The organism is Asaia sp. A2 (genome assembly GCF_057319415.1).
This window is the reverse complement of record NZ_JBXWTO010000007.1, coordinates 97,469-110,674: the sequence shown is the minus strand read 5'-3', so window position 1 is coordinate 110,674 and position 13,206 is coordinate 97,469. Positions and strand designations below refer to the sequence as shown.

Below are 13,206 nucleotides of genomic sequence, written 5' to 3'. Positions count from 1 at the left end.
GATCAGAGAAGCGCCTCGACAGCCGAGGCAATCAGCGCTTCCACCTTCTGTCCCGCGGCGCGCGCGGGGAAGCTCAGCGCCATACGATGAGCAAGAACCGGCTCTGCCAGTTCCGCCACATCATCGAGGCTGGGCGCCAGACGCCCATCGAGAAGTGCCTGCGCACGGCAGGTCAGCATGAGCGCCTGCGCCGCGCGCGGGCCCGGCCCGTAGAGCAGCGACGTGCCGATCTCGGGCTTGTAGGCTGTCTCGGGGCGCAGACCGCGCACGAGGGTCAGGATGGCTTCGAGGACTTTTTCCCCTACGGGCAGACGCCGCACCAGGGATTGCGCCTCGATCAGATCGGCCGGGGTGAGAAGGGTCGGGGCGCTGGCTGTTACGGCACCAGTCGTCTGGAGCAGCATGTCGCGCTCGGCATCGCGCTCAGGGAAGGTGAGTGCAATACGCAGCATGAAGCGGTCGAGCTGGGCTTCAGGCAGGGGGTAGGTGCCTTCCTGCTCGATGGGGTTCTGTGTTGCGAGAACATGGAAAGGGCGAGGCAGAGGGTGATTTGTGCCTGCCTGGGCCACTTCATATTCCTGCATGGCCTGAAGCAGGGCGGATTGCGTCCGCGGGCTGGCACGGTTGATTTCATCGGCCAGGAGAAGCTGTGTGAAGATTGGCCCGCGGACGAAGCGGAAGAAACGACGGCCGTTTTCGTCCTCGTCGAGAATATCACTGCCCGTAATGTCCGAAGGCATCAGATCCGGCGTGAACTGCACGCGACGTGTATCGAGCCCCAGAACGCGGGCTGCGGTACTGACAAGAAGCGTCTTGCCGAGGCCCGGTGCGCCGATCAAAAGCGCGTGACCCCCGGAGAGGATCGTGACCAGCAGACGGTCGATGACATCGCGCTGACCAAGAACAACCTGGCTTATGGCCTGCCTGACGGCACCCAGCTGGGCGGTCAGTTGCTCGACATAAGCGAGATCAGCCGGGTTTTCATCCGGGCGGTATCCGGCGGGGAAGGAAGAGTGATCGTTCTGGCTCATATTTGCCAATCTGACAGTTCCGGGGGTTTCATCAAGCCATAAGACGACCCAACTTGCAGCAGGAGACCAGATTTTTTGGACCGTGAGCGGAGAGAACCTTGAAGGACGGCGTGGTTAAACAGGCGACAGACGGCGCAGAGCGTTCTGCGACTCATGAAGCCGGGTTCCCGACCCGTGCAGGTTGCGAGGGCCGGTCATCCGCTGGTTTTGTTCCTTCCGGCATGGATCATGCCAACGCGATGCGAGCGGAAGGGATTGCGGGCCCGGGCGCGTCCGATATCGGGCTTGCCCCGCTGGAAAGGATAGGGGGCGAGCAGACCCCCCGTGCCCTGCCTTTTGTCATCCGACGCGACGGGACGTGGCTGTATCGGGGCTCGCCCATACGTCGCAAGGAAATGCTGTGTCTGTTTGGCTCCATGCTGACACGTGACGCCCAGGGGCAGTTCTGGCTCAGAACGCCCACCGAGTCAGGTGTCATACAGGTGGAAGATGCCCCGTTCATCGTGCGGGAACTCGATTTTCGTGGCGGCTGTGGCCGTCAGCAAAATCTGTGCCTGCGCACCAATATGGATGAGCTGCTTTGCGTTGGGCCCGCCCATCCCCTGATTGTCGATTGGGATCATCCGCCATCGGAAGATTGCGCGGCCATACCCTATGTTCAGGTCCGTCGCGGCGAGGGCGACCAGCCCGTGCTCGCCCGGCTGTCGCGCCCGGTCTATTATGAACTCGTGGCCCTTGCTGTGCCCGGTCATGTTGGCTGCCGCCCCTGCATGGGCGTATGGAGTCATAATCGCTTCTTCCCGCTGGCCCCCATGCCCTGACTGGGCTTGGCGTGGGGCGGCGGGCACGAGAGCCGTTTTTTCTTCTGTTCCGGAATCTGATCAACAGCCGTGTCTCATCTGAGCCTTCTCGACAAACTGCCTGATCGTTCGGGCCTCGACCGCCTCTGGCGTATTCTGCCGCAAGCGCGTCTCGTTGGTGGGTCAGTGCGTGATCTGCTCATTGGGCGTGATGCGGTGCATGATCTCGATCTGGCAACCCCGGAGCCCCCTGAGATGGTTCAGGTCCTGTGTGAAACGGCGGGGATCAAGACGATACCGACCGGACTGGCTCATGGCACCGTCACAGCGCTGATCGATCATGTGCCCTATGAAATCACGACATTGCGGCGTGACGTGCAAACGAACGGACGTCATGCCGATGTTGCCTGGACGACAGACTGGCAGGAGGACGCAGCGCGACGCGATTTCACGATCAATGCGCTCTTCTGTGACCGTCATGGCGATATTCATGATTATTTCGGGGGGCTTGAGGACCTCGCGACGCATCATGTGCGCTTTGTGGGCGATGCCGCCCGACGCATTGAGGAAGATGCGCTGCGTATCCTGCGGTTCTTCCGTTTTCAGGCGCGTTTCGGGGGCACCGGTCCGCAGGATCGACCCGATGCGGAAGCGATACGGGCAATCACCAGCCATGCTGCCCTGATTGATGGGCTCTCCGCCGAGCGTGTGACCAGCGAGATACTGCGTATTCTCACAGGACCCAATCTCATGCGCAGCCTGCATCTGATGGCCGATACCGGTATCCTGCCTCGCCTCCTGCCTTCGGCAGACTTGCCGCGTCTGGCCCGCGCACTCGATACCGATGTGCCGCCCGACGGAATCCTGCGTCTTGGGCTGCTTGCGGATACGCCGGATCTGGCCGAGCGGCTTCGGCTGTCGGGCAAACAGGCGCAGCGCCTTGCCCGTATGAGCCCGTCCACCCTGCTGCATGGTTTCGACGCACAAGGGTATGAAACACAGAACCCGTTGATCCTCGCCCCCTCATTGGGTGACCATGAGCTTCGCATGCTGCTGTCCTGTCATGACCGGCAGACATTGACTGACCGCAGCTGGTTTGCACAGGCCGAGGGGATAGCCGATGTCTCTTCGCAAGCATGGAACACATTGAGAGGCAGGCTCGCACAGCTTGAGCGCCCGGTCTTCCCGCTGGCCGGGCGTGATGTGATGGCTGCCGGTGTACGGCCAGGACCGGCAATAGGGGAGACGCTCGCCCATCTGGCGGCCTGGTGGCGCAGCCAGGGCTGCCTGCCTGACCGGGTGGCCTGTCTCGCCGAACTGAAAACGCGCCTGCCTCTTTCGTCGCAGGGCGCAGGGGGGTAAACCGCAGGGATGAAAACAGCGCAGCCTGCAGCCCCGACCCCCTTGCGACGTATCGACCCGCAAGGGACGCAGGGACGTCAGATGATCTTCCGGATCTGGCGCGAGGAAGTCCGTCATCATGTCGGGCGGCTGGCCGCCGTCGTGGTGCTCACGGTTCTGACCGCCGGGCTGACGGCTTTGTATCCGCTCGTCATCAAGCGCGCAGTGGATATGTTTGCGGTGCACGACCCTCGCATCCTCTATCAGGTTCCTGCTCTGGTGGTGCTGGTGACGGGGCTCAAGGCGGCCACGCAATATGGTCAGACCCTGTCTGTGCAGGGGCTCGTTCTGATTGTCATACGCGGTTTGCAGTCACGCATGTTCGGTCATGCCCTCACAGCCGATATCGCCCGTATCGAAAAGGAAGCACCCGCGCAGTGGGCCGCTCGCTTTACCACCGATGCGGTCTCGATCCGTGAGGCCATGATCCGCGCCGTCAATGCGCTGGGAGATGTCGTGACCGTGGTCGGGCTTGTTGCCTCCATGATCTATACCGACTGGGAGCTGAGCCTGATCGCGCTCGTGCTTTATCCGGTGGCTGCCGTGCCGATACAGAAACTTGGCAAGCGTGTCCGTCGCGCCTCGGGGGGTATGCAGGAGCAGATCGGTGAGACGGCGACATTGCTCAATGAGAGCTTTGCGCTGGCCCGTCAGGTGCGCGTGTATCGTATGGAGGATAGCGAAGCACGACGTGTGGATGGGTCGCTGGATCTGCTGCACAACGCCTTCTGGCGGATTTCACGCGGGCGGGCGCGTGTCGATCCTGTGCTTGAGGTGCTGGGGGGCACGGCTATTGCTGCGGTGCTCGGTTTCGCCGGCTGGCGTGCCGCGATGGGTGGCGCGACGCTGGGCGATTTTACGGCCTTCATCGCCGCTCTTTTTGCGGCTTCGCGCCCCTTGCGCGCCCTTGGGTCGCTCAATGCGGCGCTGCAGGAAGGTCTCGGTGGGCTGGAGCGCGTTTTTTCAGTCATTGACGAGCCGCCAGCTGTGGCCGAACGCACGGATGCGCGTCTCCTGCCGCCGGGGCGAGGGCGCCTGGTGTTCGATCAGGCCGGGTTTGTCTATCCCGATGGTCGCACGGGTTTGCGTGGCCTGAGTTTTGATGTGCGACCCGGCTGGACGGTGGCACTGGTCGGGCCGTCAGGGGCCGGTAAATCCACGGCATTGTCGCTCATCCCGAGATTGCATGATGTCAGTGCGGGGCGGATTCTGCTCGACGGGGTGGATCTGCGTGATCTGAAGCTGTCCGAGTTGCGCGACGCCATTGCCTATGTGAGCCAGGACACCACGCTTTTCGACATGTCCGTGCTTGAAAATATTCGCATCGGTCGCCCCACGGCCAGCCGTGCAGAAGTCGAGGCGGCTGCCCTTGCGGCGGCAGTCGATTTTGCCGACACCCTGCCGCAGGGGCTCGATACACGGGTTGGCCCAGGTGGTCAGCGTCTTTCGGGGGGGCAAAGGCAACGTGTGGCGCTGGCGCGCGCGCTGCTGCGTGATCCGCGTCTGCTGCTGCTGGATGAAGCGACAAGCGCGCTGGATTCAGAAAGCGAAGCCAAGGTCCAGGCCACATTGGCCGATCTGCGCCGTGACCGTACCACCATCATTGTGGCGCATCGTCTGTCGACAGTTAAAAGTGCGGACCTGATCATTGTCATGAGCGAAGGCGCGGCCGTTGAGATGGGCACCCATGCCGAGTTGCAGGCGCAGGGCGGACTCTATGCCCGCCTCGTGCGCAACCAGTCGCTCGATCTGGTTGAGGCTGCACCGGAGGTTGTGCCGGAAACTGTCACGCTTGAGATTATCGACGCCCCCTGAAACGCCAGGTGCGAGGCTGATTCGGCTGATGCACCCCATGCTGGATGCCTGAGGCATGCATGATCAGCCGTGCTGCTTTTGAGGCGGCAGAGACACAGGATCAGGGCTCTCAGCGAGATCCCCTGCTGAAAATGATCAGATCCCCTGAACCATCGGCGGGGCCAGAGCCGCCAGGGCGGGTAGGATCTGCTCGTAAAGCGGGCGCTTGAAGCCGAGATTATAGGTTGTCACGTCTTGAGGGCGTACCCATACCCAGCGATCGAACTCGGCAGGTTCCGTGCCATCTCCTGCCAGATCGATGGCGCTGTCGGGCTCGGCCATACGCATGGCAAACCAGCGTTGCGTCTGACCGCGATATCGTCCCCCAAGTGCCTTGCCAATCAGATGAGGGGGCAGGTCATAGGGCAGCCAGCCGGGATAGCTGCCCAGAAGGGTGGCGTGACGAAGCCCGGTCTCCTCACGCAATTCACGATGTGCCGCTTCTTCCGGAGACTCGTTCTCGTCAATCCCACCCTGAGGGCATTGCCAGACATCACGCAGATCGGTCCGTCTGGCGAGGAAGAGGGCGCCCTCGCGGTTGAACAGCATGATGCCCACATTGGGGCGATAGGGAAGCGTGGCCGGATCGATCATGGCGTAGGGCTCAGATGGAGTTGAAGCGTCAAGCGGAAGATATGAAACCGGCCCCTCGAAAGGGGCCGGTGCCAGGAAAGATTAGTGCTGCGTGGAAGAAGAACCCGGAGCAGGGGGCTTCTGATCCTTGCCTGCCGCTTTTTCTCCAGCGGCCTTGTCGTCAGTCGCTTTTTCCGGGGTCTTCGCCTCTGCGGTCTTTGCAGCAGTCTTGTCAGCAGCCGGTTGCCCCAGCGGAAGCGCTTCATCAGGCAGGGATGCCATGGCGCGCACGACACGCAGCCCCTGTTGCAGCTGGAAGTCCGTCGCCGGTTTGGCCGGGTCGAAACGCGGCCAGTTATCCGCGGGGGCGTGGGGGATGCTGGCCGAGATGGAAGGCAGGTCGGTCCGTGTCGGGGCCTTGTTCTTGTTACCACCCGTATTGGTAATGATATGGGCCAGATCGGCTTCACGATAGCCGTAGCCGTCGTCGTCCTTGCTTTCCTTGACCACGATATCGGGCGCGATGCCCAAAGCCTGAATGGAGCGGCCCGATGGCGTGTAGTAACGCGCCGTTGTCAGACGCACGGCACCATGGCCCGGCACGGGGATGAGCGACTGCACGGAGCCCTTGCCGAAGGATTTCTCGCCTACCAGCACGGCGCGGCGATGGTCCTGAAGCGCACCGGCCACGATTTCGGAGGCCGAGGCCGATCCGCCATCAATCAGCACGACAATCGGCAGCTTGCCCGTGATATCGGTGCCTTTGGCATCCCAGCGACGGTTGTTTTCGGCGTGACGCCCACGGATCGAGACGATCTCGCCTTCGGGGATGAAATCATCGCTGACAGCAATGGCCTGATCGAGCTTGCCGCCGGGGTTCAGACGCAGATCGAGCACAAGACCCTGTAGCTTGTTGCCAGACTTTGCCTTCAGCTTGTCATAGGCCTCATGCAGTGCGGTCTCGGTGTCGTCATCGAATTCGGAAATGCGGATATAGCCGATATTGCCATAAAGCGACGAGCGGACGACCTGCACATGCACGACCTCGCGGGTCATGGTGACCTTGAGCGGCTTGGGCTCTTTCGCGCGAATGATGGTCAGGGTGATCTTGGTGCCCGGATCGCCGCGCATCTTGGTCACGGCCTGGTCGAGCGTCAGACCCTCAAGCGACTTGCCATCGACTTCGGTAATGTAATCACCCGGCTTGAGCCCCGCGCGCGAGGCAGGGGTGCCATCGATGGGCGAGACCACACGGATATGGCCGTTCTGCTGCTGAACCTGCACGCCCAGACCGCCAAACTTGCCGCTGATCTGGATCTGCATCTCCTTGAACTGCTTCTCGTTCATGTAGGAGCTGTGGGGATCGAGACCGCCCACCATGCCATCCAGGGCGTTGTTGATAAGGTCCTTGTCGCTGACAGGCTCGACATATTCGGCGCGAACGAGGTCGAGCACGGTTCCGAACAAGGTAAGCAGGCGCAGGGTTTCGCTGTGGTTGTCGGGGTCGGCCGCGACTTCCTTGGCGAAGGCCTTGCTGCTGATCATCTGCCCAAGGCTCGGGGCCATGGCGGCTTCCAACGCCGGACCGGCGGTGATTCCGGCCAGGAATGCCGTTCCGAGCAGCAGACCAGTGCGGAGCTTCATGCAATTCATCCCTTGAATCCGGTACGGAGCCTGAGGTCCGGTGCCGATCCTGTTAGCGTCTGTCTTTCAGCGGAGCCTGAACACCAGAGCCTCCACCGCACTAAGATCTGAAATCTATAGCGATATTAACGCAGTCTGTCGAAACAACACAGAATCGCCAAGAGGGGTTCTGGTGTCCCGTGAGGTTACCCTTCAGAGATAGGGGCCGGGATCGATGATTTTACTTCCCGAGCGCAGTTGCACGAAGAGTGCCCCGCCGCCATCGCCCATGGTGCCGAGCGCAGCATGGCGGCTGATAGTCTGCCCCGTCGAGACCGAAAGCCCGCCCAATCCAGAGAGCACGAAGCGGAAATGACGTCCGCAATCGAGAATGATCATGTTGCCAAATGACCGGAATGGGCCAGCAAAGTCGATCTGTCCGGCACAGGGCGCGCTGACAGGACTTCCGGCGCTTGCCTGATAGGTGATGCCGCTCGCGGGTCCACTCTCGGTCGCCTGGTGCCAGGCAGTGAGTACGCGACCGGCTACAGGGCCATGCCCGCCGCCGCGGGAGACCCCCTTACCGGAACTGCTCAGGGCGCGGGCCTGTGTGCTGAGCGCACGCGCCTTTGCCTGCTGGTTCTGCCTTTCCAGCTCTCTGGCCTCGGCTTCCATTCGTGCCTTAATGCTGGCCTGCGCCTTGTCGATGGCTGTCAGTGCATCCTCAAGCGTCGCGGCTTTTGCCGTTGCCGCGGCGATTTCATCATGGGCCTGACGGGCTCTTGCCTCAGCTTCGGCCTGTTGATGGGTGGCGGTTTCCATCCGGCTGGCGTTGAGATCGCGCAGAGCGGCCAGTTTGCGTCTCGCATTTCCGAGCGCCGTGTTGCGGTCTGCAAGTTCGTGAGCCGTCTGATCCAGGAGCGTTTTCTGGCTGCGCAAATCTTCCGCCTGTCGGGTGGTCAGTCGTGTCAGCCCCGCAATCACGCTCAGGCCCTGAACTGCATCATCAGCCTGCCCCGAGAGAGCCACGACAGACGTGCCGGGATAGCGGGCAAGGCGCAGGGCGACAGGCAGAATGGTCTGGAGGGCGGCGCGGCGTCGGGCAAGCGCCAGACGCTGCTCGTTCTGTCTTACCGTGAGTAAGGCGATATCGGCCGTCAGGGCGTCGATCTGCTTTTGCGTTGCGTCCAGTTCGTTCTCGGCCTGATTGGTCAGGGCAGAGTAACGTCTTGCCTTCTGAGCCTGTAACGCCGCCTCCTGAGCGGCGCGCGCCTGATCCTTGCGGCGGGTCTCGATAAGGGCTGCCTCATTGGCCTGACGGGCCATCAGGGCCTTCTTGTCTGCAATGGCCTTGTCGAGCGCCTTCTGGTTGGCGTTGCCCTGTTTCGTATGGAGTGTCGCCCCCGTTGCTGGCGATAACGCGGCCAGCGCAAACCCAAAGCTCAGCGTCACGCAGCCAAGGCAAAACGCCCTTGTGAAACGTGTTGCGCCAAATGGCACAGCTTCAGGCGCGGCGGCATGATGGGTATCGGCAAGAGAAGAGGCGTCACCTCGTGATGTATCTCGCCCTACGGGGTGCAGAGGCGCGAAGAGGGTGATGGTGCATCGCCAGTCGGAGGAAATCGGAACAGAGAGCGAGTGGGAGGCATCCTGAGGCAAGCCCCCGCTCTGACCTGATGTCTCGCGGGGTGTTTCTCCCCGACGGTCTTCCTGACGGGCAGGATGAACCCGCCCGCCTGTGAAGCGCATTTTACCGAGGGCTGAACAGCCGGTCAGGACGCGGCTCGCGACCGGCATGAAGGGTTCAGCCGTTGATCAGGCACTTGCCGGTCATCTCGGCAGGCTTGGTCAGGTTCATCAGGGTGAGCAATGTGGGAGCCAGATCGGCCAGACGTCCGTCATGGATGGCAGTGACGCCCTTCGCACCATGCAGCAGCACCGGCACCCGGTTGAGGGTGTGGGCCGTATGAGCGCCACCGGTAACCGGGTCGCGCATGGTCTCGCAATTGCCGTGATCGGCCGTGACGATCAGCGCGCCGCCCATCTTGTCGATGGCATCGACAATACGGCCGAGCCCGGTATCCACGGTCTCGCACGCCTTGATGGCGGCTGCCAGCACGCCGGTATGGCCCACCATGTCGGGATTGGCGAAGTTCAGAACGATCAGGTCGAACTTGCCGCTTTCGATGGCAGCCACGGCCTTGTCGGTCAGTTCCGGGGCAGACATTTCCGGCTGCAGGTCATAGGTGGCCACTTTGGGTGAGGGGACCAGAATACGCTCTTCACCGGGCAGAACAGCTTCGCGGCCACCATTGAGGAAGTAGGTGACGTGCGGATATTTCTCGGTCTCGGCCATGCGCAGCTGTGTGCGTCCAGCCTGTGAAACGACATCGCCCAGCAGGTGCTCCATCGATTCCTTGGGGAACATGACGCTCATGAACGGCGCCAGAGCCGAGCTATAGGCGGTCATGCCGCATACAGCGGCAAATTTGATGGTTTTCGAGCGCGCAAAGCCATCGAAATCGGGGAAAACCATCGCATCGAGCAATTCGCGGATGCGGTCGGCACGGAAATTCGCGGACAGGATGCCATCGCCATCCTTCATACCGGCGTAGGACCCGATCACTGTCGGCTCGACGAACTCGTCTGTCACGCCCTGGGCCTGGCTGGCGGGCAGAACGCTCAGCGCGTCATCCGCGTGCTTGCCGGTTGCGGAGACGATCGCATCATAGACGCGGCTGACGCGTTCCCAGCGATTGTCGCGGTCCATGGCGTAATAGCGCCCGCTGACCGTGGCGATGCTTGCGCCAGCCGGGAGGGCGGCAGCGAGAGTGCGGATGAAGCCGTCGCCGGAATCGGGTGCAGTGTCGCGCCCATCGGAGAACACATGCACGGCCACGGGAATACCGGCCTGTGCCACGATTTGGGCGAGCGCAATGACGTGGTCCATATGGGCATGGACGCCGCCCGTGGAAACCAGCCCCATCAGATGGCAGGTGCCTTTGCTGGCCTTGAGCGCGTCGATCAGGGCACACAGGGCAGGGTTGCTGGCCAGCGACCCATCACGCGCGGCGCGGCTGATGCGCGGCAGGTTCTGCATGACGACGCGACCAGCACCGATATTGAGGTGACCGACTTCCGAATTGCCCATCTGCCCTTCCGGCAGGCCAACATCCTCGCCGCACGCCTTCAGATAGGCATGAGGGGAGCTTGCCCAGAGACGGTCGAAATTCGGCGTATTGGCCAGAGCTACGGCGTTGTCCTCGCGGGTGGCGCTATCGCCGAAACCGTCGAGGATGACGAGCATGACCGGGCGCGGCACGCTGGAAGGGGATGCGGACATGAGTAGTCTCCTGCAATTTTGCGCCCATGATGACGCATTTTGCGTGCTCTGCGAACTCTCCCCCGGCGGGTTCACGCCATTTTCTGGCTAAGAATGCTGTGAGTGGCGAATGGTGGCCACCCTGTCGGTATCCGCGTGCTGATGCATCAGGGCAGGGTGGCTCATCATGAGTCGCGCCCCGTCAGCGCCGGGGAATCAGAAAGACACCGGTTGTGGAGGATTGATGGCGCAGGATCACGGCCTCACCGCTTGCGATGTCAATACGACGTATGCTGCCGCCCAGATCACTGACAAAAGCCGTTTTCTCCTGCGGATCGATGGCCAGTCCGATTCCTTCTTCCAGCCCACGGAAGATGACCCTGTGATTGCACAGGCTATCGGCAGTCACCTCGGCCACATTGAGGCTGTTCCCGTCTGGCGGCGCGCCACGATCCGTCCAGTAGAGACGGTGCGAAGCCGGGCAGAAATGCAGGTCGATAGGCTCAGGCAGGTGATCGGCCAGAAGGGTCACATCGTCACGTGAAGCAGGATCGGCCCCTTCGGGCAGGGCGAGCGCCATACGGAAGATGCGCCCCTTGCCTCCCTTGGGTGGCCCCTTCTGGGTCCAGTAGAGGTGGTTGCGCTCAGGGTCGAGCGTAATGCCCACGCAATGGCGTGTGATATCGCGTGTGTCTCTTGGGTAGGTGCCGTTCTGAAGCAGAACCTGCAAATCGGCGCCATCGAAACGGCTGCGCATGATGCGCATGCCCTCGCGATCGCACCAGTAGAGCCACCCCGCCTGCGGGTCCGCCGCGAGCTGTTTGGGCGTGACGACAAGCCCGTGTCCAACCAGAACCTCATGAGCGCTGCCATCATGACGGGCACGTTCTATGGTGCCATCGGCCACATTGTAATCGGCGCCCATATTGGTCCAGTAGATATGTGTCCGGTCGAGCCAGATGCCGTCGGGTGTGCCCCAGCGCGCATCGCACCGTGAGACGACAACACCTGTTTCCGTGAGAAGCGCCGTGATCTGGGGCGGATCGGTTTCCAGCGTGTAAAGCACGTCATAGGCAGCGAGCGGGCCAGCCCCGGTTTCTTCTGCGCTGTCTGTGTGAGAGTGCGGGGTGTTGCGGCTCATGATGCCTACTCCTTGCTGATGGCACCATTGAAACCCTGCATGCCGTGCCCGCCAAGACGCGTTTGCGCGATCACCGTTTGCATCCCCCGCTTCTGGGCCAATGGAGCAAGGGCAGGCTTGGGTAGCTTGCGAAAACATTCGCCAGTGGCCCCGAAGGTGGTCTGCGAGGGGATAGTTACATGGCGGCATCATGGCCCGCAGGCGGATGATACCGCCCATCCCTCAGCGAACCTGCCCCGCAGCCTTGAGCCGGAAGGGCGGTCATCAAAGTAACTGTAAGGGCGGTTGGGTGAAACACTCTGGAAGCGGCGCGTTGAGACGCCATATCCTGTGGGCCCGAGCGAGATTTTTTCCGCATGGCCGATGATTAGCAAAGGAAGCGTCCTGATGACCGACAACACCCGAGAGAGCAGCGCAATGCCCAGCTGTGGCCTGCCCCTGAGCGCCGAGCAACATCGCGTCCTGCGTGAGCATGGCACCGAACGCCCGGGCTCAAGCCCGTTGAATGATGAGAAGCGAGAGGGTGTCTATTATTGTGCAGGCTGCGGCGAGGCGCTGTTTGATTCAGATACCAAATATGAGAGCGGAAGCGGCTGGCCGTCCTTTTTCCAGCCGCGCGACGGCATGACCGAAACAACGGTCGACAAGACACATGGCATGACCCGCATCGAGGTACACTGCGCCAAGTGCAAGGGGCATCTTGGCCATGTGTTTCCAGACGGGCCAAAGCCGACAGGGCTGCGTTTTTGCATGAATGGTGTGGCGTTGCGCTTTGAACCAAGCTGACAGCGCAACGAATTCACGCTAAGGAACGCCTCATGACTGCCCTTCCTTCCTCCCTGGTCGTGCTTGACCACCCGCTCGTGCAACACAAGCTGACGCGCCTGCGCCAGGCGTCGACCTCGACTGCGGGCTTCAGGCGGCTGACGCGCGAGCTCAGCCTTCTGATGTGCTACGAGGCGACGCGCGACCTCAGCACCGAACCGGTCGAGATCGAGACGCCCCTGGAGCGCATGGAAGGCCGTCAGCTTTCCGGCAAGAAGCTTTGCTTCGTGTCCATCCTGCGTGCAGGCAATGGCATCCTCGACGGGATGCTGGACCTGATCCCGGCAGCCCGCGTTGGCCATGTCGGGCTTTATCGCGACCACGACACGCTTGAAGCCGTCGAATATTACATGAAGCTGCCCGAGGACGTGGCCGATCGCGAATGTATCGTGGTCGATCCGATGCTGGCGACGGGCCATAGCGCCGCAGCAGCCATCGATCGCATCAAGGCCAGCGGCGTGCGCAAGATCATCTTTGTCTGCCTTCTGGCCGCGCCCGAGGGGGTGATCTGCCTGAATGAACGCCATCCCGATGTGCGTATCGTGACCTGCGCCGTGGATCGTGGGCTGGATGAAAAAGGGTATATCCGCCCCGGGCTCGGTGATGCAGGCGATCGTCTTTTCGGGACACGCTGAG

11 protein-coding genes are annotated in these 13,206 nt (G+C 62.0%); 5 read left to right on the top strand and 6 right to left on the bottom strand.

Annotated elements, in window-relative coordinates; all coding sequences use genetic code 11:
* Nucleotides 1-2: 2 nt before the first annotated feature.
* Nucleotides 3-1,031, bottom strand: coding sequence for an AAA family ATPase (locus ACWNRM_RS07840; protein WP_485170285.1), 1,029 nt, complete (start codon nt 1,029-1,031; stop codon nt 3-5).
* A gap of 221 nt (nt 1,032-1,252) precedes the next feature.
* Here ACWNRM_RS07840 and ACWNRM_RS07835 point away from each other — a divergent pair, with 221 nt between their 5' ends.
* The 3 genes from ACWNRM_RS07835 to ACWNRM_RS07825 all read left to right on the top strand — a co-directional run bounded on the left by ACWNRM_RS07835 (nt 1,253) and on the right by ACWNRM_RS07825 (nt 5,047).
* Nucleotides 1,253-1,852: a DUF1285 domain-containing protein gene (locus tag ACWNRM_RS07835; RefSeq protein WP_485170344.1), complete on the top strand. Its 600-nt coding sequence runs from the start codon at nt 1,253-1,255 to the stop codon at nt 1,850-1,852.
* A gap of 69 nt (nt 1,853-1,921) precedes the next feature.
* On the top strand, nt 1,922-3,193 hold the full coding sequence (locus tag ACWNRM_RS07830; protein ID WP_485170284.1) for a CCA tRNA nucleotidyltransferase: 1,272 nt from the start codon (nt 1,922-1,924) through the stop codon (nt 3,191-3,193).
* A gap of 81 nt (nt 3,194-3,274) precedes the next feature.
* Nucleotides 3,275-5,047 carry an ABC transporter ATP-binding protein gene (locus ACWNRM_RS07825; protein ID WP_485170343.1) on the top strand — a complete coding sequence of 591 codons (1,773 nt, stop codon included), beginning with the start codon at nt 3,275-3,277 and terminating at the stop codon, nt 5,045-5,047.
* A 135-nt stretch (nt 5,048-5,182) separates the two neighbouring features.
* Here ACWNRM_RS07825 and ACWNRM_RS07820 read toward each other — a convergent pair whose 3' ends face one another.
* The 5 genes from ACWNRM_RS07820 to ACWNRM_RS07800 form a co-directional block, all read right to left on the bottom strand.
* Entirely contained in the window at nt 5,183-5,680 is a 498-nt protein-coding gene (locus ACWNRM_RS07820; protein WP_485170283.1) for an RNA pyrophosphohydrolase, read from the bottom strand.
* Between the two features lie 81 nt (nt 5,681-5,761).
* The gene (locus ACWNRM_RS07815) at nt 5,762-7,303 is read right to left on the bottom strand and encodes a S41 family peptidase (RefSeq protein ID WP_485170282.1); all 1,542 of its coding nucleotides are present in this window, start codon (nt 7,301-7,303) and stop codon (nt 5,762-5,764) included.
* 192 nt (nt 7,304-7,495) lie between these two features.
* Nucleotides 7,496-9,079, bottom strand: coding sequence for a murein hydrolase activator EnvC family protein (locus tag ACWNRM_RS07810; protein ID WP_485170281.1), 1,584 nt, complete (start codon nt 9,077-9,079; stop codon nt 7,496-7,498).
* Between the two features lie 7 nt (nt 9,080-9,086).
* Nucleotides 9,087-10,625, bottom strand: coding sequence for a 2,3-bisphosphoglycerate-independent phosphoglycerate mutase (gene gpmI, locus ACWNRM_RS07805; protein ID WP_485170280.1), 1,539 nt, complete (start codon nt 10,623-10,625; stop codon nt 9,087-9,089).
* A 181-nt stretch (nt 10,626-10,806) separates the two neighbouring features.
* Nucleotides 10,807-11,745, bottom strand: coding sequence for a YncE family protein (locus ACWNRM_RS07800; protein WP_485170279.1), 939 nt, complete (start codon nt 11,743-11,745; stop codon nt 10,807-10,809).
* 387 nt (nt 11,746-12,132) lie between these two features.
* On the opposite strand from ACWNRM_RS07800, the gene msrB reads away from it, so the two are divergent.
* Together msrB and upp are read left to right on the top strand one after the other, a co-directional pair.
* Nucleotides 12,133-12,531: a peptide-methionine (R)-S-oxide reductase MsrB gene (gene msrB, locus ACWNRM_RS07795; RefSeq protein WP_485170278.1), complete on the top strand. Its 399-nt coding sequence runs from the start codon at nt 12,133-12,135 to the stop codon at nt 12,529-12,531.
* A gap of 32 nt (nt 12,532-12,563) precedes the next feature.
* Nucleotides 12,564-13,205, top strand: coding sequence for a uracil phosphoribosyltransferase (upp, locus tag ACWNRM_RS07790; RefSeq protein WP_023978953.1), 642 nt, complete (start codon nt 12,564-12,566; stop codon nt 13,203-13,205).
* Nucleotide 13,206 lies beyond the last annotated feature (1 nt).